This window comes from Companilactobacillus hulinensis, from assembly GCF_003946555.1.
Lineage (GTDB): Bacteria > Bacillota > Bacilli > Lactobacillales > Lactobacillaceae > Companilactobacillus > Companilactobacillus hulinensis.
In genome coordinates, this window is sequence record NZ_RHOO01000030.1 from 1 (window position 1) to 23,058 (window position 23,058).

Consider the following 23,058-nt stretch of genomic DNA (forward strand, 5'->3'; position numbering starts at 1 on the left):
CGAACACAGAAGTTAAGCTTCTTCACGCCGAAAGTAGTTGGTGGGAAACTACCCGCGAGGATAGGTAGCTGCCACGCTGTTATTATTCCGGATTAGCTCAGTTGGTAGAGCATCTGACTGTTAATCAGGGTGTCGTCAGTTCGAGTCTGACATCCGGAGTTATAATACTTAGGAAAATCCTAGGTGTGTCAAATATTACATCTAGTTCATATGAATTAGATGTTTTTTTTACAGAAATGTAAGATATGCCATATCTATTTTCCTAATTATGGAGAGTTGTCCGAGTGGCTGAAGGAGCATGATTGGAAATCATGTATACGGGTTTTGCCTGTATCAGGGGTTCAAATCCCCTACTCTCCGTTCTTAAAAAGCTCAATCCTTTTATATCAAGGGATTGAGCTTCTTTTTTTAACGATGACTACATTTGTGACAACATTTGTATGATTTTGAGATTCTTCATACATTGAATTAAATATATATATGTAAATGATTATAAAAAAGTATGTTCAAAACATAAAACTATATGGTATAATTTTATCTGTTGAAAAAATACATATGCACCTATAGCGCAATTGGATAGAGTGTCTGACTACGAATCAGAAGGTTGCAGGTTCGACTCCTACTAGGTGCACTACTAAAAAAGATATACCCTAAAGGGTATATCTTTTTTTTATGCTTCACTAATTGAATTAACGAATTCATGGTAATAGGTTTCTTCGCCAGTTTCATTGATAGTTATATTGTTTAGATTTGCAGAGTGTAGATCTGATTCGTTGACATTTAATGTATGAGTAAATGTTGCATTACCAATTAGATGTATACTACTATCTTCTTTGCGTTCTGCTAATTGAATATTTGTTTTAACCATGCCGCCCGGATTATAAACGGTAATATCGTCGTCTGAATCAAAGTAATCTTCGTTCAGCATTGCAAAGGCTAACGATGTTGCTGACATGCCTGTACCGCAGGCATTGGTGAATCCCACACCTCGTTCATAGGTTTGGACGAACAACTTGTTCTTATCTAGGATTTCACAAAAGCTGACATTCACACCTTCAGGGAAGTAAGTATTAGGGGCATTCAAGGCTTGGCCTAATTCTCCTAAGTCATCTTCGTCTACTTCGTCAACAAAACTGATTAAGTGAGGATTTGGAACGGCAATGGCTGTAAACTTTTGTCCATCAATGAATTCTGGTATATCCTCATTTATCATTTCTAGTTTATCTTTGTATGCGAATGGTAAATCTTTCTTTGCAAATGAAATGGGTGATATCTCGACACTGAATGCTGGGACATTATTGTAGAAGTTATCAGATTTTTTGACCTCTAGATTGGTTTCAAATGTTTCGACTTTGAATGAGTCTTGGTTAAATTTTTCAGATAAATATCGACTAACGGTTCTTAATCCATTACCGCACATCTTTGCTTCGCTGCCATCAGCATTAATTACTCGCATCTGGCCAAGACAGTCATTAAACTTAGAATCATTAACAACTAACAGGCCGTCCGCTCCGTCTAAAATGTTGTTTGAGGGATTACAAAGCTTGATGGCGAGTTGTTTTAATTCTGTATCGTCTAATTGATTTTCTAGTGTTGTTTGATCTAGGATGAAAAATTGATTTTCTGATCCGTGAACTTTTAGAAGTTGAGACATTTTTTTCACCTCATAAATAAATTAATTAAAAAAAGTATTATAGATTGCACGTACTGCTTTGTCTGCATCTTTTGATTGAGTTCCGATCATCACGGAGATACGTGATGCACCTTGGTTGAGCATATGGATTGCAATGTTATTTTGAGTTAGAGAATCTATGATTTCTCCCATTGTATCTACGGTATGAGCTAATCCTTCGCCAACGACCATAATAATGGCATAATCATCTATCCATTCCAAATAATCAGGTTGTAGGACTTCTTTTACTTCGTTGCAAAGGTTCTTTATTGTTTCGTCATTTAATTTGCTCTTATCGAAGATAATTGTCAAATCATCAATACCTGAAGGCATGTGTTCATATGGAATATCATATTTATAAAAAATCTTGAGTAATTTCAATGTGAATCCAACTTCTTTATTCAAGAGGTAGCGGTGCAGGTATAATGCTGAAAATCTTTTTGAGCTGGCGATTCCGGTAATTGGATTGGCTGGGTTAAAAAGAAATTGTGATGGAACTATTAATGTGCCTGGGGCACTTGGATTGTTGGTATTCTTGACATTGACTGGTACCTGGCCTTCTACTGCTGGAATAATGGCTTCGTCTTGAAATACTGAGAATCCTGCATACGATAATTCTCGCATTTCTCTGTATGACATTTTTTTGATGGCCTGTGGGTGATCGACCACATGGTTATTAGCAACATAGATTGCATCTACGTCAGTGAAGTTTTCATACATATCGGCATGAAATCCACGACTAAGAATTGCACCGGTGATGTCTGATCCGCCACGTGTGAATGTGTAAATGGATCCATCTGTGCTGTATCCGAAGAAACCTGGAAAAATTATTTTTGTATCATCCAACTTGATTTTTTCTAAATTAGAATAGGTTTCCGGAAGAACATCAGCGTTATTTGGTTCTCCACCAACCAAGAATCCCGCATCTTTTGGATTTAGAAATTTAGCTGCGATGCCTTCGTGATTCAATACATCTGCGAGCATAATGGCATTCATATATTCGCCGTGTGCTTTGAATGCGGCCATGAGGTGTTCATCATCGATATAGTTATCTGTAGCAAGATCTGCAATTTTGTCTTTGATGGTATTCATAGTCGAATCGTCTAGTTCATAATAATCGCTTATTTCTTGGTATCGAGATATTATTTGGTCATATACTTCATGGAAGTCTTCTTTATTTAAGACTTTATTGGCGTATTTGATTAGTAGATCAGTAACTTTTATATCTCCATCAAAACGTTTACCAGGAGCTGATGTGACGACAACTTTTCGATCACTATCACTACTTACAATATCTATAACCTTTTGGAACTGTTCACCATCTGCTAGTGAACTACCGCCAAACTTGACGACTTTCACATAAATCACCTCATTAATTTTAGAAACATTAATACATTTTTAATGAAGAGTGTATCAGTTTTACGTGTTAAAACAAGATAATTGTTTAAAATATTAGAAAAAATGTTTAAATTACCTAATTAGGGTTGACGTATTATTAGAGTTGTTATAATCTTTTTAACAACAAAACAAAAGAGGTCGCAACTGACATTAGTAAATAAGGGAGTCACTGCATGGCGTTGAACTTATCGAAAGGGAATGTTGCCGAAGCGTTGGAATTGCAGAATCCAATGTGCTGGGACGTATTAACAAGAGGATACGGACTGTCGCAACAAAAAGTCGTTGCGGTGCGCTTATGACAATTACGATGCAGAATATTTGTAATTTTGGATCTCTTTGTTTTTTAAGCAAAGGGATCTTTTTTTATCCCACCAGAAGAAAGGTTGTTTGATTATGATCAGTAGTGAATTAGAGAGTTCTAATGGACATTTGATTTTAGGCGGTGTTGATAGTGTTGACTTGGCACACAAATATGGCACTCCGTTGGTAGTTTACGATGTTGGTGAAATTCGTAAGCAAATTCAAGATTTCAGAACTGGTTTTGAAGATAGTGGTTTTAAATATGAAATTAGTTATGCTAGTAAAGCATTTGCCACTGTAGCTATGTATCAAGTTTTGAAGCAGGAACATCTACATACTGATGTTGTTTCTGGGGGAGAATTATTTACAGCATTGAAGGCAGGATTTCCTGCTGAAAAGATTAGTTTCCATGGTAATAACAAGTCATTAGATGAATTAGAGATGGCTGTTGATAATCAAATTGGTGTTATTATCATTGATAATTTTTATGAAATTAAGTTACTTGAAAGAGTTCTGAATGAAAAAAAGGCATCGATCAATGTGATGTTAAGATTAACACCTGGTATTTCAGCACATACTCACAAATATGACCAAACCGGTCAAGTTGATAGCAAGTTTGGTTTTGATGTTGAGTCCGGTCAAGCTGAAAAGGCACTTCAGTTGGTAATGAAGAATGAAAATATGAATTTGATTGGTATTCATGCTCATATTGGTTCACAGATTTTTGGGATTGAAGGATTTACTTTACTTGCTCATAAGATGGTAGAAATTGTTGCTGATTGGCACAAAAAATATAATTTCACAGCTAGGGTGATAAACCTTGGCGGTGGATTCGGAATCAGTTATACTGCCGATGATGAACCAATTGCTCCGAGTGTATTCATCAAACAAATTACTGATACGATCAAGGCTGATTCGCAAAATGATGATTTGCCGCTACCAGAAATCTGGATCGAGCCGGGACGTTCCATTGTTGGACCTGCTGGATACAACCTTTATACGGTTGGATCGCATAAGGATATTCCTAATTTGAAATCATACATTAATGTTGATGGTGGTATGGGTGATAATATTCGTCCAGCTCTTTATCAAGCTAAATATGAGGCTGTGGTAGCGAATAATATGGATGCCAAAGCTACACAAGAGGCACACGTTTCAGGTAAGTACTGTGAATCAGGAGATATTTTGATCGACTCGGTCAAACTTCCAGAGGTTGAACCTGGGGATGTACTTGCAATGTTAGATACTGGTGCTTATGGATATTCGATGGCATCAAATTATAATCGTAATCCTAGACCAGCGGTTGTCTTTGTTGAAAATGGTCAAGATAAATTAGTTGTAAAACGTGAGTCATATGAAGATTTAACAAGATTAGATTTGAATTACTTATAAGGTACAAAAATTGGAGGAAATGTCATGAGCAAGATGGATGCTGAAGAAATTATTAATTATATAGGAAACGCCAAGAAAGTTACTCCTGTGAAAGTTTACGTTAATGGGGATGTTTCGAAGCTGGATGTTCCTTCAACTGTTAAATCATTTTTGAATGAATCAACTGGAATCTTGATCGGTGATTATTCAGATATTCAACCACTTCTAAAGGATGTTGATGATTATTATGTTGAAACGGCTGCTCAAAACTCAGCTGTTCCAATGCTTGATATTAAAGGTATCAATGCACGTATTGAGCCTGGTGCAATCATTCGTGATCAAGTTGAAATTGCTGATAATGCTGTAATTATGATGGGTGCAGTTATCAATATTGGTGCTGAAATCGGTAAAGGTAGCATGATCGATATGGGTGCTGTTCTTGGCGGACGTGCTATTGTCGGCGAGAATTCACATATTGGTGCTAATTCGGTTCTAGCTGGTGTTATCGAACCAGCGTCCGCTGATCCTGTACGAATTGGTAACAATGTAACGGTTGGTGCTAATGCAGTTGTTCTTGAAGGTGTCCAAGTTGGAGATAACGCAGTTGTTGGTGCTGGTGCAGTTGTTACTAAGGATGTTGCTCCTAACGAAGTCGTTGTTGGGGTTCCGGCTAAAGTTATCAAGGTGAAAGATCAACAAACCACAGATAAGACTCACATTGAGAATACTTTAAGGAAGTTGTAATTATGGTTTTAACTTCGGATGAACTGATTCAAATCAGAAGACATTTTCATCAAATCCCAGAATTGGCGTTACAAGAGACACAAACTCATGCCTATATAAAGGAAGTCATTTCTAAGTTTTCTCAGAATTTTATCGAATATAAAGAAATCCCAGAACTTCCAACGGCATTACTGGTTCGTATTGCAGGTAGCAATCCACAACGTACAATAGGCTATCGTGCTGATATGGATGCATTGCCTGTTACAGAGAATAATGGTTTGGAGTATTCTTCAACACATGATGGTGTTATGCATGCGTGTGGTCATGATATTCACATGACTGTTGCGTTAGGAATTTTGAACTATTACTCTGAACATCAACCTAAAGATAATCTGGTATTCTTTTTTCAACCGGCTGAAGAGAGTGAAAGTGGTGGCCGTCAAGCCTATGACTTGGGTGTATTCAGTGGCAAATATAAAGTTGATGAATTCTATGGGTTACATGATAATTCGGATTTGCCAACTGGTGTGATCGGTTGTCGTAACGGAACTTTGTTCGCTGGAACAACTGAAGTTAATGTGATTATTCATGGTAAGAGTGGTCACGCTGCTTATCCACATGAGGCCAACGATGCAGTTGTTATAGCTGCTAATTTCATTACTCAGGTTCAAACGATTATTTCTAGAAATATTGATCCTACTAAATGTGGAGTTATTACTTTTGGAAAACTTGAAGCTGGAACGATCAGAAATGTTATTTCCGGTACAGCTCGAATTGAAGGTACTATTAGAGGATTGACTCAAGATATGATTGAATTTATCCGCGAAAGAATTGTCGAAGTTGCCAAGGGATTGGAAATGTCTTTCAATGCAAAAATTGATATTGAATATAATCAAGGTGGATATTTTCCAGTTGAAAATAATCCTGAGTTAACAACTAGATTTATTAATTATATGAAGCAGTCAAATGCGAAGTATCAAGATATGGCACCGGCGATGACTGGCGAGGATTTTGGTTATTTGCTAAATAAAATCCCCGGAACAATGTTCTGGTTAGGTGTTGATAGTCCTGGATCATTGCATTCAGCAGACTTTTTACCACATGAAGCGGCAATTAAAGATGGTATTGAAGCATTTACTGGCTTTTTAAATTACCGAATGAATTCGGAGGAAAATTAGATATGTTAGAAAATGTAGATTTAATGACAGCAATCGTCACCCCATTTACTGATGACGGTCAAAATATTGATTTTGATGCACTAGAAAAGTTGACCAATCACTTATTGGATACTGGTTCAAAAGGATTCGTTATTGGTGGTACTACTGGTGAAACGCCAACATTAACTGAGGTTGAAAAGTTGTTACTATACAAACGATTCGTTCAAATCGTTGATGAACGTGTTCCAATAATTGCCGGTGTTGGTAGCAATAATACTCAAGGTACGATTGATTTCATCAATAAAGTTGCTGAAATCAAAGGTATCGACATGGTATTAGTTGTTGTTCCTTATTACAACAAACCTAATCAACGTGGAATGATTGCTCATTTTGAAACTGTTGCTGATAATTCACCATTACCTGTAATGATTTATAACATTCCAGGTAGAACTGGTGTCTTGATGGAGAAGGAAACAGTTGTCACTTTGTCTCAATATCCAAACATCGACGGGGTCAAGCAATGCAATACCATGGAGGACTTGGAGTATATCGTTGAACACACCTCCGATGATTTCGCCGTCTTCAGTGGTGAAGATGCTCAGGCATTATTTGCAAAAGTTATTGGTGCTAACGGTGTTGTCTCAGTTGCTTCACATATATATGGTGATTTGATCTCAGATATGTACACGCAATTGGAAACAGGAGATTACAAGGCTGCAGGTGCAATTCAACGTGAACTTACGCCAAAAATGGCGGCATTATTCATGTATCCATCTCCATCACCAACTAAGGCTGCATTGAATGAAATTGGCTATCATGTCGGTGGCTGTCGTTTGCCGATATTGCCATTAAATGACGAAGAAAAAGATATTTTATTTAACAAGTTGAACATTCAGGAGGTAATCAAGTGATTAAAATAATCGTCTCAGGTTTCAGTGGTTCTATGGGTCAAAAGGCTGTACATATGGTTAATGATACAGAAGGTTATCAATTGGTAGGTGTTTACAATCCCATTGAAAAGGATTTGAATCCAGATTCTTATGATTATTTGGATTCATCAGTCAAAGTCTATAACGACTTATCACAAATCGATGTCGATGCCGATATTTGGGTAGATTTCAGCATTCCTAGTGCGGTGTTTGATAATACTGAATTTGCGATTGAACATGGGTATCGTCCTGTTATTGGAACTAGTGGTTTGAGTGAAGATCAAGTTAATAAGCTTAAACAATTGGCCGATGATCATAAAGTAAGTGGAATTATTGCTTCAAACTTTGGTATCTCAGCAGTATTGATGATGAAATTTGCTCAAGTTGCTGCAAAGTATTTTGATCAAACTGAAATCGTTGAAACTCATCATCAAGATAAACTTGATGCACCATCTGGAACTGCGATGAATACAGCACGCTTGATTCATGAAGTTCAGCAAAAAGACCAAGAGGAGAATCCTAATGAGTCGGATCCATTGGGTACTCGTGGTGGAGATTATCATGGTATTAAAATTCACGCCATTCGTTTGCCAGGATTCATCGCAGATGAAGAAGTGATATTTGGTAGTACAGGTGAAAATCTTGTTATCAAACAAAGTACTACTGATCGTGAGTCGTTCATGAAAGGTGTCAAGCTTGCAATTAATGAAGTTATGAAACGTGATGAACTAGTTATCGGATTGGAAAAAATTATTTAATAAATCGGAGATGTCGTTATGCCAGAATTAGCAAAGAGTGTTTCAAATATATGTAATACCTTGGTCAAACCATTAGGGGATGACAAGATCCTTGAATTCAATGCTGCAATTGCGGGAATTCCTGGAATTGTAAAATTAACTTTGGGAGAGCCAGACTTTAATGTGCCAGAGCATGTTAAAGATGCTGCCATCAAGAGTATTGAAGAAAACGATTCCCACTATACTCCACAAAAGGGTATTCCTGGTTTGCGTAAGGCAATTAGTAATTACTTAGCTAAAGATTACGACGTCTCATATGATCCTAATACTGAAATTATTGTAACTATTGGTGCTACAGAAGCTATTTATACTTCGTTGTACACAATTATGAATCCTGGCGACAAGATTATTGTTCCTACGCCAACATTCTCAATCTACATGGATGATATTAAGATTCTTGGGGGTACTCCTGTTGAAGTTGATACTTCTAAGGACGGATTCAAGATCACTCCTGAAAAGCTTCAACATGTCTTAGAGAATGAAGGAGCTGGGGCTAAAGCCATGATTATTAATTATCCCGGTAATCCGACCGGAGTTGTCTATACTCGTGCTGAGATCGAAGCCTTGGCTGATGTACTAAGGGACAAAGAAATATTTGTTATTTCTGATGAAATCTACAGTCAATTAGTATACGGTGAAAAACACGTTTCATTCGCAAATGTATTGCCTGAACAAACTATTCTAATCAATGGATTGTCTAAGTCACATGCAATGACAGGTTACAGAATTGGATATATCGCCGCACCTAAGGGCTTCGTTGATGAAGCCGCTAAAGTGCATTCATTTACTGTCACTTGTCCATCTAATCCAGCTCAATACGCTGCAAAAGAAGCTCTTGAAAATGGATTAGATGATCCTATTGCAATGCGTAAGGTTTATAAAGAACGCCGTGATTATATTGTTGCGGAATTAAACAAATTAGGCTATGAAACAGTTGAACCTGATGGTGCTTTCTATGTTTTCCCTAAGATTCCTGTTGAATTTGGATTAACATCAGATCAATTCTGTCGTCAATTAGCTACAGAAGCTAAGGTTGGTGTTGTTCCTGGAGATGCCTTCGGTGCTGCTGGAGAAGGTTACTTCAGAATTTCGTATGCTACATCTATGGATGCTATCAAAGAAGGAATTAAACGTCTGGCTGAATTTACTGACAAATTATTACAAAAAAACTAATTAAATGAGTAAATCTGTTATAGAATAGAATATATACATAAAGATTAGGAGCGTTAGTTATGCCAAAATTAGATTCATCTGTTAAAGATGTTGTGAATGAAACGATTGCACCAATGGGAATTTCTCAGATTAGATATTTTGCACAAAAATTTGCTAAAATTCCTGGAATTATCAAATTAACATTAGGTGAACCAGATTTTAATGTTCCTGAACATGTTAAGGAAGCGGCCATCAAGAGTATTCAAGATAATAAATCACATTATTCTGAACAACGTGGAATAATTGGTTTGAGAAAAGCTGTTTCAAGTTATTTGAACAAGCAATATGATGTTGATTATGATCCAGAATCAGAAGTAATCGTTACTATCGGTGCTACTGAAGCTGTTTTCATCTCGTTAGCGGCAATTATTAATCCTGGTGATAAAGTTATTATTCCTACACCAACGTTTGCACTGTATATTCCAATCGTTCAGGTATTGGGTGGAACTCCTGTTCAAGTTGATACAACACCTGATAATTTCCAATTAACTGGAAAGAAGTTGGCTGAAGTTATTGATCGTGAAGGCGCTGATAAAGTTAAGGCATTGATTCTTAACTTCCCTGGTAATCCAACTGGATTCGTGTATTCTAAAGAACAATTGGAAGAACTCGTTGATGTTGTTAAAGATAAGTCGATGTTTGTTATTTCAGATGAAATATATGCTGAATTAACTTATGGTCGCAAACACGTTTCACTAGCTAAATTGATGCCGGGTAAAACAATTCTGATTAACGGACTTTCTAAGTCACATGCAATGACTGGATACCGTATCGGTTATGTTGTTGGACCTGCCGCCTTTATTGAGAATGCAGGTAAGATGCATGCTTATACTGTAACGGCCCCATCTAATCCAGCTCAATACGCTGCACAAGAAGCATTGGAGAATGGAATTGATGATCCAATTGAAATGCGTAAGATTTACCAAGAACGTCGAGATTATATTGTTGGTCAGTTAAATGATATTGGCTACAAGACTATCTTGCCTGAAGGTGCTTTCTACACTTTCTCAAAGATTCCTGAAAAGTTTGGAATGACAGAGGTTGAGTTTGCTGAAAAACTTGCTGAAGAAGGTAAGGTCGGTGTCACTCCTGGTTCTGCCTTTGGTAAAGGTGGAGAAGGCCATTTCAGAATGTCTTACGCATCATCAATGGAAGATATTCAAGAAGCTATGAAACGTCTACGTGCGTTCACAGAATCATTAGAAAACTAAATTAAGATATAAAGGATGAATATTATGAGTGAAGGTTATGAAGTAGCTATTTTAGGTGCAACGGGTGCCGTGGGAACTCGTCTAATTCAACAATTGGAGCAATCAACAATTCCTGTATCAAAGGTAAGATTATTAGCATCAAGCCGTTCAGCAGGTAAGAAACTTCAATTCAAGGGTGAAGATGTTGTTGTTGAAGAAGCTAAGCCAGAATCATTTGAAGGTGTTGACATTGTCTTAGCATCTGCTGGCGGTGCGGTTTCTAAGAGACTATTACCTGAGGCTGTTAAACGTGGCGCTGTCTGTGTTGATAACACTAGTGCATTCAGAATGGAACCAGATGTTCCGTTGGTTGTACCAGAAGTTAACGAAAAAGCTCTTTATAATCATCATGGGATCATCGCAAATCCTAACTGTTCAACTATTCAAATGATGGTTGCACTTGAACCTATCAGAAAGGCCTTTGGTTTGAAGCAAATCATTGTTTCAACATATCAAGCAGCATCTGGTGCTGGTCAAAGTGCCTTGAATGAATTATATAGTGAAGCTCAAGATTACTTAGATGGTAAGGATATGTCTGCTGACATCTTCCCAACTAAGGGTGATAAGGAACACTATCCATTAGCATTTAATTTGTTGCCACAAATTGATGTTTTGGAGGACAATTTATACTCACACGAAGAGTGGAAGATGATTCATGAAACTAAGAAGATCATGCTTGGTGACATGGATGATCCTAAGATCAAAGTAACTGCAACATGTGTCCGTGTACCTGTTCCTATCAGCCATGGTGAGTCAATCTATATTGAAGTTGAAGATAAAGAAAATGCTAGTGTTGAAGCAATCCGTAAGTTAATTCAAGATGCACCTGGTGCAGTTCTCCAGGATGATCCTGCACATCAAATTTACCCACAGCCTATTAATGCAACTGGCAAGCGTGATACATTTGTTGGACGTATTCGTCCAGATCTTGAAAATAAAGGTGCATTCAATATGTGGGTCGTATCAGATAACCTACTAAAGGGTGCTGCTTGGAATACAGTTCAAATTGCTGAAAGATTAGTTGCTGATGATCTTGTTGAAGTAAAATAATATTTGATTATTTATTTATTGATTGGGTCTCGTTTGGTAGTATGGAATACATGCTATTTGATGAGACTTTTTTGTGTTTTTAGTATTTTAGAGGAGTGATTTGTATGGAAGAGGTACAAACTGATGAGGGTTATACGACTTTTCATGATGGAATAAAAAGTTGTTTGCCAACAGTTTTGGGGTATTTGGGAATAGGATTTTCGTTTGGAATAGTTGGAATCAACTCTCATCTTAATTTATTCGAGATAACATTGATGTCAGCAATCGTATATGGGGGAAGTTCACAATTTGTCATGTGTGGGTTGTTGTTGGCAAATACATCAATAACTGGTATCGTTATGACGGTGTTCTTAGTTAATTTGAGACATTTGCTGATGAGTATGACTGCAAGTCCACATTTTCGTGAAGAGTCACTTTTAAGTAATATTTCTATTGGTTCGCTGTTAACCGATGAATCATTCGCAGTGTTTTCTACCACTGTCGCACAGGAAAAGCATTTCTCATTGCGTTGGATGGAAGGTTTGAATGTTACTGCGTATATAACTTGGATCGTAGCGACATTTCTTGGTGGTCTAGTTGGTAACTTTATTAGCAATCCAGAACAGTTTGGGTTGGATTTCGCGCTGACGGCCATGTTTGCGGGCTTGTTTTTAACACAGTTTGAATGGGAATTATCAAAAAGTATGAAGAAGTCTATTTCAGTTGTACTTACTGTAACTATTAGTTTAATTATTCTGCTATATTTTTTCAGTTCATCTGTTGCGGTTATTATCTCCGCACTGCTGGGATGTTTTGTTGGGGGGCTCCTTCATGATAAGTAAGAGTGTCCTATTAATATTGATTGGTAGTGCATTAGTAACTTGGATCCCTAGGATTACACCATTTATCTTGGGAAAAATGGTGAAGTTTCCTGCTATTGTTACTAGATTTTTGGAGTATTTGCCGCTTTCAATTTTATGTGCGTTGCTACTTGAAACAGTGTTCAGTGCCAAGACAGGTACGATTCCAACGCCTAAGTGGGATGTAGTGCTTGCACTAATACCAACCGTTATAACGGCTGTTTGGCTTAAGGATTTAATGAAGACTGTTATAGTTGGGATTGTTGCAATGGCATTGGTTCGATTGGTCATTTGATGAAAAAGGATTTGAAGTTCAGGTTGAGATATGAACTTCAAATCCTTTTTTGGTATATTTTAAAATCCAAAATATAAATTGACGGATTTTAAATAGAAAAATGGTATTATAAATTTAAATGTAATCAAATTACTACAAGGAGAGAATTTTGAGGAAAACTTTTGAAACTTTTTCTGAAGGTGTACTTAATTTATTTGCCAATGTAGGAGTGGTTATACCGTATTTTTTCTGTTTATCACTGTATAACCATAATAAAAGTATTACAGCCTATGTTCTTCCATTCTTGATGCTGTACACATTTAGATCAATTGGGATGTTGCTGACGGTCTACATACCGTTTTCAGCCAGTACAATGCTGATAGTGTCCAATCTATTTGGAATCATCGGATCTTTAATGATTGTTGGTTCGTTGAATCCATTCTTTGGAATTCTTGGAGGAATATTGCTGGGACTTGCTTCTAGCTGGATTTGGCCCTATTTTTTGACTATTAGGACTAAAGGACAAATTATTAATGATTTCCATATTACCAAGCTTCATTGGCAAGGTTCAATTATTGCCATGATAATTCTGGGATTAGTTGAATGGTTGTCAGTTAAATATAATACTTATAACGCTGCTTTTATTTTATTAGCACTCTTCTTCTTGATATCGTTGATTGGCAGTTACTCGATGAAGAATAAAATCAGCTTCTATCATAACGGTGGGCTTCCAGAACATGATCGAAATTATTCTATAATTGGAATAGTATTCATTACAATATTAGTGATGTTAGTATTTGCAATTAGATACTCACGATTGGAAGCAATTTCGCATGGCTTTGACTTGGTGATTGGCTTAGTCGCATTAGTGGGACTAATAATATTGCTATTGTATCAATTAAGAATACATCGTAATCTGTATCCGTTGAGCTTGGCGTCGATCAATCGTGGCGTAGTGATGAACTTCATATTGTTATATACGATATTTGACAGTAGTTTGAGGTTTGGATTCAGTACTTTATTGACGGTTTATCTGATATATCTAGCTGGATTTGAATTTGGACCATTTATTTTGAAGAAACATTTGAATATGCGCTATCCGCTATTAATACTTGGTTTGATACTTTCATTCTTCAACATAACCTACTTTGTTGGAATTCTATTATGTGCGTTGTTCGTCGGATCTGATAATTCTATTTTGAACAATTCACTCTATAATGATCCTAAGATTGAATCAGAACGTGCATTTTTAGTTAAGTATCAGCTATCGGCAGTAGGGAACATCTCACAGCAGCTATTCTATATGATAATTGTTTATATATTGGGATATGTATATAACGTTGATGTTTTGAATTTCTTCAATGTTAACGGTAGTGTTGATTCGTCGCTACTATTGATCGTTAGACTAGCAGTTACATTTGGTGTTTTGCTTTCTGCATTTGCTACATATTTATCAACTAGGAATAAAAAAAAGAGAGCTTGACGAAACATGATCAGCTTTCGACCATTAAGTCAAAGAAGACCAGTAATCCGATTTTGGATTGCTAGTCTTCTTTGTTTTAATTGGAAAAGTCTATGTGTTGTTGTACATTTATGCTGCATATTTAAGGTGAAAATAGTTATGTTGCAGTTTTTCTTTAGGTTCTACGCTGTTTTCATTTCATTGTTTAGAGTCATTTGTCCGTCCATTATTTGATAAATGTTGTCGGCAAACTCGATTAAGCGTAGGTCGTGAGTTACAACAATTACTGCGGTATCTTGCTCACGAGCTAGTGTTTGAAAGATCTTACCAACTTCAGCAACACGTTCACTATCAAGTGCGGCTGTAGGTTCGTCTGCTAGAACGATATCTGGTTGTGTGTATAATGCACGAGCAATGGCAACACGTTGGTTTTGGCCACCAGATAATTCTCCAGGATACTTGTTGATTAAATCAGAAATTCCTAGTTTTTCAAGCAATTTATTAAAGGTTGATTCATCCAGATTGTTATTCTTCTTAACTTTATTCACTAGTTGGAACTGTTCTTTAACAGTTAAGTAGGGGATAAGATTATAGGCTTGTAGGATGAAACCGATGTTATTAAGTCTCATGGCATCACGTTGTTTGTTGGACATTGATTTGACTGCTTTGCCTTCAAGTTCAACGTCACCGGTAGAAGGAGTTTGCAATCCTCCAGCAATTGTTAAAAAGGTACTTTTACCAGAACCTGATGGTCCAAGTACTAGATTCAATTCACCTTTTTTTGCGGTAAAATTAACATTCTTTAGTACATGAACACGGCTAGAACCTTCACCGTAATATTTGTTGATATTATTTAATTTTAATGTTGTCATGATTAGCCTCCAATGACACTTACTGGGTCTACTTTGAGAATTATTTTGATTGGAATGAGTGATCCGAGAAGTCCAGTGAATACTAATCCAATACTTACAGCCGATAGAATAGGAACATTAAAGCTCATTGGTACAGCGGCAGGTAGTGCCATTGCTGTAACTGCGGTCAATGCAATTCCGATAATCAATCCGCTAATTACAAGTGTGACTGATTGGGAGATGGTCGCCGAGACAAGAGTTTTTGCAGGAATTCCTTGTGCACGAAGAACTGCATAGTTCTGAATTTTTTGAATGGTTAAAATGTACAAGAACACAGCGATAACGATTAATGAAATTACCATTAGAAAGGCAATCATAAAGGTAAACGTTGAGTTTTGTGCAGAGTAACCAGGCAGTTTATTGATGAATGTAGTAGTTGAATAAGTTTTGAGTTGGGAATTCTTAGCTTTGTAGTTAGATGATTTAGAAACGATTGCACTAGCTACAAAGTCGCCCTTGACATTCTTCAAATCTTTCCAAGTTGTTAAACTACCATAGACAACGGGAGCAACGTTTAACTTAGCGTTTTTAACGAAGCCAACAATAGTGTACTTTGTGTCATTAGAGTTGAATTTGATTTTACTTCCTAATTTGTACCCATCATTTTGGAATTTTTCATCTACAACAATTTGTTTATCATTCTTTATATTGTGTCCAGATGTAAGTTTCAGTTTTTTAGCAATGAATTGATTTGTATCTAGTCCAATAAATTGTGCTGATTCTTTAGTTTTGCCAGCATCTTTTGCTACAACTGAAGCTTGTCCAATGTAAGCCTCCTTGCTTGTTAACTTGGTATTCTTTACCTCATTTTTAGAGATAAGTGATTGTGTCAGACTGATATTAGAATCTTTGTCTAAAACTACACTCTTTGCATTCCAAGATTCAATAGCATCGGTATTTTCCTGAGCTAATCCCATTGCTAAACTGGTTAGAATGAAAATCAAGTAACAGATCAATACGATCATACCGATGATCAACCCATATCTGAATTTCTCTTTTTTAATTTCTTTAAGCGATAAAAACATTTAATCATCCTCTTTTGCTAGGGTGCGCAAGACATTGCCTAGTTTCTTTAAAATCATTTCTTGAGAGCTTGGGTCTTTCATGATTCGTATGATGGCATCATGGATCATGACTTGCGTTGCCCAGAAGTATTCATTTCCGGTTATCAGATGATCATTAAAACTGGAAATAAAAAGGCTTTCGTTATGTAGTAGGTGCATTTTTACGAGAGCGTAGTAGTCGCTGTTGTAACTTCTATTAACGAATTCTCTAACTTGTTCGACGTATTCGTCAGGTTTCAATGCTCGCCGGTTATCGATTGAGACATTTTGATGAATCTCACGCAACGCCTGTTTGTATAGATAGCTATAAGCATCTTGCAAATCATCAAAGTATTTGTAGAATGCTCCACGAGCAATTCCTGATTCTTTAACAATTCGTGAAACCTGAGCTTCCGCCAAGGTATAATTTGAAAATTCTTTTAATAGTGCTTTTATAATTCGTTCTTGTTTGTCTTTGCTTAAATTGGTAAAAGTTTTAGAAACCATAATTCCTCCTTGGTGACGCTGTGTCATCTTTAACTCATGGAAATAGTATATCCAGACGGTGACACAGTGTCAATACATTTCACTTAACTTCCGATAAACCAAATTATAAATAATTATTTCTTCTTATATATAGATGGAATAAAAATTAAAATATTCAAAATAAATCTTTAAATCTGTCTCTTGATTTTTCAACTCGTTTTTGGGTGAGAATCATGAAACAATTTGAAAAAATAAATTTATATTCAGCAATCTTATACCACATATAGTGTGAAACAATTGTGTGAACATACAAGATATTGATTTAATGATTTTGACCACATATAATTAAATCAATCGATTGAAAAGGATTGTGTGTGAATATGTATGAAGTAAAAAGCCAAAATGTACTGAATTCTTTGAAGAGTATTCCGGTACTGAAGAGATCTGGTGCCAAGACAGATTTCTATCCATACAAGATACAGTTTGTATTAAGCAAACTGTTAGATAACGATAATATTATTAGCAAAATTGAAAATGACTTGGTATACAAATACCAAGATTCTTTTTTGATTGAGACAGTTCAATTACACGATGATGTGATTAGTTTGTTGAAGAAGTATCATTGTGTAACTGCAGCAGAAGAGTATCAAGAGTACTTTGATGCCGAACAACAGAATTTTGAAGATGCTACTAATGTGGAAGCCAATATTAATAAGTTATTTGGTAAAAATGAACGTATTGTTCATGAAAATGCCAACAAAGATAGTAATATCTTCAATACTCAACGTGATCTTGAAGCCGGAGTTGCCAGCAAGGCTTTGGGATTGAAGATGTTGCCTGAGTTAGTTGCCAAGGCTCATTTACGAGGTGATCTTCATTGGCATGATTTGGATTATTCTCCGGTAACACCAGAGACAAACTGCTGTCTGATCGACTTCGATGAGATGTTGACTAATGGGTTCAAGATAGGTAATGCCTGGGTATCATCGCCGCATTCCATTCAAACGGCTACTGCTCAGATGTCGCAAATCATTGCTAATGTTGCCTCACTGCAATATGGAGGATGTTCAGCTAACCGTATCGATCAATTACTTGCACCATATGCACAATTGAATTATGACAAGCACATGAAGGATGCTAAGGAGTGGGTTGTAGAATCTAAACGTGAAGAGTTTGCCAAGGCAAAAACGAAAAAAGATATTTATGATGCTATGCAAGCGTTGGAATATGAGATCAATACACTTTATTCTTCACAGGGACAGACTCCATTTACTACAATCAACTTCGGATTAGGAACTAATTGGATCGAACGTGAAATTCAGAAGTCTATTTTGAAGATTCGTATCAAGGGGTTGGGTAAGGAACACCGTACGGCTATTTTCCCTAAGTTAACATTCACTGTTAAACGTGGTTTGAACTTAAATCCACAGGATCCCAACTACGATATCAAGGAACTGGCACTTGAATGTTCTACTAAACGTATGTATCCGGATTTATTGATGTATGACAAGATTAAAGAAATTACTGGCAGTTTTAAGACTCCGATGGGATGTCGTTCATTCTTACAAGGTTGGAAGGATGAAAATGGTAAAGAGGTTAATTCTGGTCGAATGAATCTTGGAGTTGTAACTGTTAACTTGCCACGTATTGCACTAGAAGCTCAAGGTAATACTGACTTGTTCTGGGAAATATTTGAAGAGAAAATGAAGCTTTGTAAGACTGCTCTGGAGTATCGTGTTGAGCGTACTAAGGAAGCTAAACCTGAAAATGCTCCATTACTGTATATGTATGGTGCATTTGGTAAGCGTCTCAAGGCGGGCGACAGTGTTGATGAACTGTTCAAGAATCAACGTGCTACTGTTTCACTAGGTTATATTGGATTGTATGAAGTATGTACAGAATTCTTTGGTAGTCAGTGGGAAGATAACAAAGAAGCTCATGACTTTGCTGAAAGTATTGTTCGTGCCTTACGTGACAAGTGCAGTAAGTGGGCTGATGAGAGTGGATATCATTATAGTTTGTACTCAACACCGGCTGAATCATTAACGGATACTTTCTGTCGTGATGATATTGAAAAATTTGGTCGTATACCTGATATTACTGATAAGGAATATTACACAAATAGTTTCCATTATGATGTTAGAAAACATCCAACACCATTTGATAAATTAACGTTTGAAGAGGTATTTCCACACTATGCTTCCGGTGGGTTCATCCATTATTGTGAATATCCAAATTTGAAGCAAAATCCGAAAGCTTTGGAAGCTGTCTGGGATTGGGCATATGATCATGTAGGTTATTTAGGAACCAATACCTCAATTGATCAATGCTTCAAGTGTGGATTCAAAGGCGAGTTCAATGCCACTGCTAGAGGATTTGTCTGTCCTCAATGCGGCAATCATGATCCACAATTCTGTGATGTTGTTAAACGTACTTGCGGATACTTAGGTAATCCACAACAACGTCCTATGATTCATGGTAGACACGTGGAAATTGCTTCACGTAAGAAAAATATGACTTCGGAGATGATACAAAATGCAGCACAGTATGAGAAGGCCAAACAATCCGACTCCCAAAGAATGGCTAGCCAAGGATCTTAGTCAAAAATATATAGCTGACTATAAACCATTCAATTTTGTTGACGGTGAGGGTGTTCGCTGCAGTTTGTATGTCAGTGGCTGTCCATTTCATTGTCCAGGTTGTTATAACGTTGCTGCTCAAAAATTCCGCTATGGTAAGCCATATACACAAGAACTTGAAGATAAGATCATAACGGACTTGGATCATGACTATGTTCAAGGATTGACGTTATTAGGTGGAGAACCATTTATCAATACGCAAGTTTGTTTACAATTATGCAGACGAGTTCGTAAGGAATTCGGTCATGACAAAGATATCTGGTCATGGACTGGTTATAAGTGGGAAGAATTGCAAAAAGAATCTGATGATAAATTGGAATTGATCTCTTTATTAGATATCTTAGTTGATGGAAGATTCTTGCAAGATAAAATGGATCTTACTTTGCAATTTAGAGGTAGTTCTAATCAACGTATTATTGATGTCCCCAAAACATTAGAGAGTGGAAAAGTAGTTATTTGGGACAAATTAGTTAAATAAAAGAGCGTGGGAAAACACACTTAACTTTCGAGAATTAAATAGAGAGTGCAATCCGATTTTGGATTACACTCTCTATTTTGTTTAAGTGGTGGAAGTTGTGTTGTGCATTTACGCTGCAAGCTTAGTGAGTTAGGTAGTTATAGCTTTCACTATGCCAAAAATATATAGTAAGTATGTGAAGTTGGCATAAAAAAATAGGAATGTATCAAAGCTAACAACTTAATGTTATCTTTACCATAAGAGGAGGGATACTTTATGAACTCAGACAAAATAAAGCTATATAGTACCTTAACTATTGGTGTCGTTGCATTTGTATTGGAGTTTCTGTTCGGCAAGCTCCTTTGGGCTCAAGTACTGATCAGCGTTCTTGGGTTAATACTGGCACTGATAATGTTCATCGATATGATCAAAGTTCTCAAGAGTGGGAACTTTGGGATTGATCTGCTTGCAATAACTGCCATTGTTGCCACAATCGCATTAGGTCAGTATTGGGCAGGTTGGATAGTTCTGTTGATGCTTACTGGTGGAGATACTCTTGAGGAATATGCATCTAACAAAGCCAAAAGTGAATTGAAAACGTTGCTTGATAATACGCCATCACAGGCACATTTATTAGTGGATGGGACTGTCAAAGATGTTGATATTGATGATGTTAATGTCGGAGATACATTACTTATCAGGCCTAAAGAACAAGTCCCGGTTGATGGTAAAGTGATTGAGGGTGAATCAAACGTTGATGAATCTTCGTTAACAGGTGAATCCGTTCCAGTCGATGTCACAGTTGGTTCGCACGTCATGTCTGGATCAATTAATGGGGAAACACCTTTTAAGATGGAAGCTGGAAAGGTTGCTGCAGATAGTGAGTATCAGGCAATTGTTAAGTTGGTTAAAGAATCAGCTTCCAATCCGGCTCATTTCGTTAGATTAGCCGATAAATATGCTGTTCCGTTTACAATAATTGCTTATATAATTGCTGGTATTGCATGGTACTTGTCAAAAGATCCAGTTAGAATTGCTCAGGTACTAGTGGTTGCATCTCCATGCCCACTAATATTGGCAGCTCCTATTGCCTTTGTATCAGGGATGAGTCGTACAAGTAGAAATGGTATCATCGTCAAATCTGGTACTGCTTTGGAAAAAATCTCTTCAGCCAAATCAATTGCTTTTGATAAGACGGGGACCATAACACAAGGTAAACTTGTTGTTGATAGTTTCCAATTGAAGAACGATTTCGACCAAGACACAGTTCTTGCTTATGCAGCGTCAATTGAACAAAATTCTAGTCATGTTATGGCACAGGCCATTATGGACTATGCGGTATCTAAAAACTTGAAATTGAAGAACGTTGAAAATGCTAAGGAATATACAGCCGAAGGTATTTCTGGAACAATCGATGGCCATATTGTAAAAGTCGGACAAGGTGAATTCATCACTGATGAAAAGGTCGATGAAGTTAATGGATCTGGCGTTTATATCTCAATTGATGGGAAATATGCCGGTGTTTATAGTCTGATGGATCAGATTAGACCTGAATCCAAGAAAACGATTCAACGCCTAAAGGACTTTGGAATTAAAAATATCATGATGATTTCTGGAGACAAAAAAGAAGCAACTGATTTAGTTGCTTCGGAGGTTGGTATTACGCAGACATATCCAACCAGTTTGCCTGCTGATAAAGTAAAAATTGTCCAAAACTTAGGGAAGGATTACCACCCTGTAATTATGGTCGGCGATGGTGTCAATGATGCTCCTGCGCTTGCATTAGCTGATGCAGGTATAGCAATGGGATACAAAGGCGCCAATGCCGCAAGTGAATCAGCTGATGCTGTTATTTTAAAGGATGACCTGAGTAAGGTAGGAGAGGTCGTTAAGATTTCTCGTGATACTTTGAAAGTTGCTCGTGAGGCAGTTTTGATTGGTATTTTTATCTGTATCATTCTGATGATAATTGCCGGATTTGGACTGATTCCAACTATAATTGGTGCCATGTTGCAAGAAGTCGTCGATACAGTAACCATTCTCTATTCACTACGTGCTAGAAGTGACAAATTATAGCCAGCCATATGAATCAAGATTCATATCTTTTTTGTACATTTTAGAAACATAAGGATTACCTTCAACGATGAAACGCATTTTTTTAGAAGTCCAGGGCTCTTTATTCGGTACACCAATTCTTGGTGTGGCTAGAATATTTTTGGGAGTCTTGGCTTTTTTTTCTGAAAAAGTGAAATTATCAGAGTTTAATAAAGTACCAGATAATTCTTTATCACGTATCCCAAAGGCTCTGATCCATTTTGCTGGTCCATTGGATACATCAAATCCAGTTTTGTGACGATTTTCTTCCATCATTTCAATACCATCAATGGGTTGCAGACCACGAATAAGGACACCGTTTGGTGTACCGGCTTTTTGAATACTTATATCCATATCAAGCCAGCTATGGATGGAATAGATATAAATAGTTCCACCAGCCTGGTATAGTGGATCATTTGAAGGTGTATGTCGTCCATCGTAACTGTGTGCTGCCATGTCATCTGGTCCAAGGTATGCTTCAGTTTCCACAATGAGTCCGGAGAATTTACCTTGCTCAGAATTATATGTAAAAGTATGTCCCAGCATATCTCTGGCAATATCCATTGTTTCGTTGTTTTCGAAGTAATTTTGTATATCCAATATGTTCCTCCAATAATTTTTTTAAGAAATATAAGAAAAAGACTTGTGTCGTCTTTATACTTAATATATAATATTTTTTGTGCTTGAGAAAGAGGTACTTATCTAATACCTTTTATAAGTAAAAAATGACCCGTTGGTCAAGTGGTTAAGACACCGCCCTTTCACGGCGGTAACATGGGTTCAAATCCCGTACGGGTCACTATTTGGAGGATTAGCTCAGCTGGGAGAGCATCTGCCTTACAAGCAGGAGGTCACAGGTTCGATCCCTGTATCCTCCATCGAATAGTTCAATTTAGTCAGGACATTATGTTCTGACTTTTTATATGAAATAAATCATTTTTAAAACGCACTAAATACGCCACTAGAAATTGCAGAAAAAAGATAGTATACTGCA

Annotated in this window: 20 protein-coding genes, 5 tRNA genes, 1 rRNA gene and 1 riboswitch; of the genes, 20 read left to right on the plus strand and 6 right to left on the minus strand. The window is 36.9% G+C overall.

Translation table 11 applies throughout. The annotated features are described in order from the left end of the window. The 4 genes from rrf to EKM66_RS11400 all read left to right on the plus strand — a co-directional run. Positions 1 to 77, plus strand: a 5S ribosomal RNA gene (gene rrf, locus EKM66_RS12965); the annotation flags it as partial. Positions 78 to 86: 9 nt separating this feature from the next. Then, positions 87 to 159 (plus strand) — tRNA-Asn (locus EKM66_RS11390). 111 nt (positions 160 to 270) lie between these two features. Next, positions 271 to 360: transfer RNA gene (locus tag EKM66_RS11395), tRNA-Ser, on the plus strand. Positions 361 to 557: 197 nt separating this feature from the next. After that, positions 558 to 631 (plus strand) — tRNA-Arg (locus EKM66_RS11400). Between the two features lie 39 nt (positions 632 to 670). Here EKM66_RS11400 and dapF read toward each other — a convergent pair. After that, positions 671 to 1,654 (minus strand): diaminopimelate epimerase, encoded by a 984-nt coding sequence (dapF, locus tag EKM66_RS11405; protein WP_125764724.1) that lies wholly within the window; start codon positions 1,652 to 1,654, stop codon positions 671 to 673. A 21-nt stretch (positions 1,655 to 1,675) separates the two neighbouring features. Continuing rightward, positions 1,676 to 3,031, minus strand: coding sequence for an aspartate kinase (locus EKM66_RS11410; RefSeq protein WP_125764726.1), 1,356 nt, complete (start codon positions 3,029 to 3,031; stop codon positions 1,676 to 1,678). A gap of 163 nt (positions 3,032 to 3,194) precedes the next feature. Continuing rightward, positions 3,195 to 3,373: riboswitch (Lysine riboswitch) on the plus strand. A gap of 90 nt (positions 3,374 to 3,463) precedes the next feature. Here EKM66_RS11410 and lysA point away from each other — a divergent pair. The 11 genes from lysA (at position 3,464) to EKM66_RS11465 (ending at position 14,455) form a co-directional block, all read left to right on the plus strand. Beyond that, on the plus strand, positions 3,464 to 4,762 hold the full coding sequence (gene lysA / locus EKM66_RS11415) for a diaminopimelate decarboxylase (RefSeq protein ID WP_125764728.1): 1,299 nt from the start codon (positions 3,464 to 3,466) through the stop codon (positions 4,760 to 4,762). Between the two features lie 24 nt (positions 4,763 to 4,786). Next, complete coding sequence (dapD, locus tag EKM66_RS11420; protein ID WP_125764730.1) at positions 4,787 to 5,485, plus strand: 2,3,4,5-tetrahydropyridine-2,6-dicarboxylate N-acetyltransferase; 699 nt, start codon at positions 4,787 to 4,789, stop codon at positions 5,483 to 5,485. A 2-nt stretch (positions 5,486 to 5,487) separates the two neighbouring features. Beyond that, positions 5,488 to 6,642 (plus strand): N-acetyldiaminopimelate deacetylase, encoded by a 1,155-nt coding sequence (locus EKM66_RS11425; protein WP_125764732.1) that lies wholly within the window; start codon positions 5,488 to 5,490, stop codon positions 6,640 to 6,642. A 2-nt stretch (positions 6,643 to 6,644) separates the two neighbouring features. After that, positions 6,645 to 7,532 carry a 4-hydroxy-tetrahydrodipicolinate synthase gene (gene dapA / locus EKM66_RS11430; RefSeq protein ID WP_125764734.1) on the plus strand — a complete coding sequence of 296 codons (888 nt, stop codon included), beginning with the start codon at positions 6,645 to 6,647 and terminating at the stop codon, positions 7,530 to 7,532. Next, the gene (dapB, locus tag EKM66_RS11435; RefSeq protein ID WP_125764737.1) at positions 7,529 to 8,308 is read left to right on the plus strand and encodes a 4-hydroxy-tetrahydrodipicolinate reductase; all 780 of its coding nucleotides are present in this window, start codon (positions 7,529 to 7,531) and stop codon (positions 8,306 to 8,308) included. The genes dapA and dapB overlap by 4 nt, the downstream gene beginning before the upstream one ends. A gap of 18 nt (positions 8,309 to 8,326) precedes the next feature. Then, the gene (locus tag EKM66_RS11440; protein ID WP_125764738.1) at positions 8,327 to 9,520 is read left to right on the plus strand and encodes an aminotransferase class I/II-fold pyridoxal phosphate-dependent enzyme; all 1,194 of its coding nucleotides are present in this window, start codon (positions 8,327 to 8,329) and stop codon (positions 9,518 to 9,520) included. A 59-nt stretch (positions 9,521 to 9,579) separates the two neighbouring features. After that, positions 9,580 to 10,770 carry an aminotransferase class I/II-fold pyridoxal phosphate-dependent enzyme gene (locus EKM66_RS11445; RefSeq protein WP_125764740.1) on the plus strand — a complete coding sequence of 397 codons (1,191 nt, stop codon included), beginning with the start codon at positions 9,580 to 9,582 and terminating at the stop codon, positions 10,768 to 10,770. Positions 10,771 to 10,794: 24 nt separating this feature from the next. Next, entirely contained in the window at positions 10,795 to 11,859 is a 1,065-nt protein-coding gene (locus EKM66_RS11450) for an aspartate-semialdehyde dehydrogenase (RefSeq protein ID WP_125764741.1), read from the plus strand. 104 nt (positions 11,860 to 11,963) lie between these two features. After that, positions 11,964 to 12,680 carry an AzlC family ABC transporter permease gene (locus EKM66_RS11455; RefSeq protein WP_125764743.1) on the plus strand — a complete coding sequence of 239 codons (717 nt, stop codon included), beginning with the start codon at positions 11,964 to 11,966 and terminating at the stop codon, positions 12,678 to 12,680. Next, the gene (locus EKM66_RS11460; RefSeq protein ID WP_125764745.1) at positions 12,670 to 12,993 is read left to right on the plus strand and encodes an AzlD domain-containing protein; all 324 of its coding nucleotides are present in this window, start codon (positions 12,670 to 12,672) and stop codon (positions 12,991 to 12,993) included. The genes EKM66_RS11455 and EKM66_RS11460 overlap by 11 nt, the downstream gene beginning before the upstream one ends. Before the next feature lie 148 nt (positions 12,994 to 13,141). Beyond that, the gene (locus EKM66_RS11465) at positions 13,142 to 14,455 is read left to right on the plus strand and encodes a hypothetical protein (RefSeq protein ID WP_125764747.1); all 1,314 of its coding nucleotides are present in this window, start codon (positions 13,142 to 13,144) and stop codon (positions 14,453 to 14,455) included. 161 nt (positions 14,456 to 14,616) lie between these two features. On the opposite strand, the gene EKM66_RS11470 is transcribed toward EKM66_RS11465, so the two are convergent. Genes EKM66_RS11470 through EKM66_RS11480 form a run of 3 tightly spaced genes read right to left on the minus strand, consistent with a single transcriptional unit; the run spans position 14,617 to position 16,895 of the window. Beyond that, positions 14,617 to 15,306 carry an ABC transporter ATP-binding protein gene (locus tag EKM66_RS11470; protein ID WP_125764749.1) on the minus strand — a complete coding sequence of 230 codons (690 nt, stop codon included), beginning with the start codon at positions 15,304 to 15,306 and terminating at the stop codon, positions 14,617 to 14,619. A 2-nt stretch (positions 15,307 to 15,308) separates the two neighbouring features. Beyond that, positions 15,309 to 16,370 (minus strand): ABC transporter permease, encoded by a 1,062-nt coding sequence (locus EKM66_RS11475; protein WP_125764751.1) that lies wholly within the window; start codon positions 16,368 to 16,370, stop codon positions 15,309 to 15,311. Then, positions 16,371 to 16,895: a TetR/AcrR family transcriptional regulator gene (locus EKM66_RS11480; protein ID WP_125764753.1), complete on the minus strand. Its 525-nt coding sequence runs from the start codon at positions 16,893 to 16,895 to the stop codon at positions 16,371 to 16,373. A gap of 359 nt (positions 16,896 to 17,254) precedes the next feature. Between EKM66_RS11480 and nrdD the strand changes: the two genes are divergently transcribed. The 3 genes from nrdD to EKM66_RS11495 all read left to right on the plus strand — a co-directional run bounded on the left by nrdD (position 17,255) and on the right by EKM66_RS11495 (position 22,046). Next, positions 17,255 to 19,474, plus strand: a complete 2,220-nt coding sequence (gene nrdD / locus EKM66_RS11485) for an anaerobic ribonucleoside-triphosphate reductase (RefSeq protein WP_125764755.1) — start codon at positions 17,255 to 17,257, stop codon at positions 19,472 to 19,474. After that, complete coding sequence (nrdG, locus tag EKM66_RS11490; protein WP_125764757.1) at positions 19,410 to 19,991, plus strand: anaerobic ribonucleoside-triphosphate reductase activating protein; 582 nt, start codon at positions 19,410 to 19,412, stop codon at positions 19,989 to 19,991. Before nrdD ends, nrdG begins: the two co-directional genes overlap by 65 nt. A 255-nt stretch (positions 19,992 to 20,246) precedes the next feature. Next, positions 20,247 to 22,046, plus strand: a complete 1,800-nt coding sequence (locus EKM66_RS11495; protein ID WP_125764759.1) for a heavy metal translocating P-type ATPase — start codon at positions 20,247 to 20,249, stop codon at positions 22,044 to 22,046. Here EKM66_RS11495 and EKM66_RS11500 read toward each other — a convergent pair. Further along, positions 22,041 to 22,664, minus strand: a complete 624-nt coding sequence (locus EKM66_RS11500) for a DNA-3-methyladenine glycosylase (RefSeq protein WP_125764761.1) — start codon at positions 22,662 to 22,664, stop codon at positions 22,041 to 22,043. The two genes, EKM66_RS11495 and EKM66_RS11500, sit on opposite strands and share 6 nt — an antisense overlap. Positions 22,665 to 22,791: 127 nt before the next feature. Between EKM66_RS11500 and EKM66_RS11505 the strand changes: the two genes are divergently transcribed. Together EKM66_RS11505 and EKM66_RS11510 are read left to right on the plus strand one after the other, a co-directional pair. Beyond that, positions 22,792 to 22,863 (plus strand) — tRNA-Glu (locus tag EKM66_RS11505). 6 nt (positions 22,864 to 22,869) lie between these two features. Next, a tRNA-Val gene (locus tag EKM66_RS11510) sits at positions 22,870 to 22,942 on the plus strand. The last annotated feature ends 116 nt before the right edge of the window (positions 22,943 to 23,058 follow it).

Coding starts and splice junctions, on each gene's coding strand:
- EKM66_RS11445 (WP_125764740.1), top strand. CDS start 9,580: ATGCCAAAATTAGATTCATCTGTTAAAGATGTTGTGAATGAAACGATT.
- EKM66_RS11450 (WP_125764741.1), top strand. CDS start 10,795: ATGAGTGAAGGTTATGAAGTAGCTATTTTAGGTGCAACGGGTGCCGTG.
- EKM66_RS11440 (WP_125764738.1), top strand. CDS start 8,327: ATGCCAGAATTAGCAAAGAGTGTTTCAAATATATGTAATACCTTGGTC.
- EKM66_RS11460 (WP_125764745.1), top strand. CDS start 12,670: ATGATAAGTAAGAGTGTCCTATTAATATTGATTGGTAGTGCATTAGTA.
- dapD (WP_125764730.1), top strand. CDS start 4,787: ATGAGCAAGATGGATGCTGAAGAAATTATTAATTATATAGGAAACGCC.
- nrdG (WP_125764757.1), top strand. CDS start 19,410: ATGCAGCACAGTATGAGAAGGCCAAACAATCCGACTCCCAAAGAATGG.
- EKM66_RS11495 (WP_125764759.1), top strand. CDS start 20,247: ATGAACTCAGACAAAATAAAGCTATATAGTACCTTAACTATTGGTGTC.
- EKM66_RS11470 (WP_125764749.1), bottom strand. CDS start 15,306: ATGACAACATTAAAATTAAATAATATCAACAAATATTACGGTGAAGGT.
- dapF (WP_125764724.1), bottom strand. CDS start 1,654: ATGTCTCAACTTCTAAAAGTTCACGGATCAGAAAATCAATTTTTCATC.
- lysA (WP_125764728.1), top strand. CDS start 3,464: ATGATCAGTAGTGAATTAGAGAGTTCTAATGGACATTTGATTTTAGGC.
- EKM66_RS11455 (WP_125764743.1), top strand. CDS start 11,964: ATGGAAGAGGTACAAACTGATGAGGGTTATACGACTTTTCATGATGGA.
- EKM66_RS11475 (WP_125764751.1), bottom strand. CDS start 16,370: ATGTTTTTATCGCTTAAAGAAATTAAAAAAGAGAAATTCAGATATGGG.
- nrdD (WP_125764755.1), top strand. CDS start 17,255: ATGTATGAAGTAAAAAGCCAAAATGTACTGAATTCTTTGAAGAGTATT.
- EKM66_RS11480 (WP_125764753.1), bottom strand. CDS start 16,895: ATGGTTTCTAAAACTTTTACCAATTTAAGCAAAGACAAACAAGAACGA.
- dapA (WP_125764734.1), top strand. CDS start 6,645: ATGTTAGAAAATGTAGATTTAATGACAGCAATCGTCACCCCATTTACT.
- EKM66_RS11425 (WP_125764732.1), top strand. CDS start 5,488: ATGGTTTTAACTTCGGATGAACTGATTCAAATCAGAAGACATTTTCAT.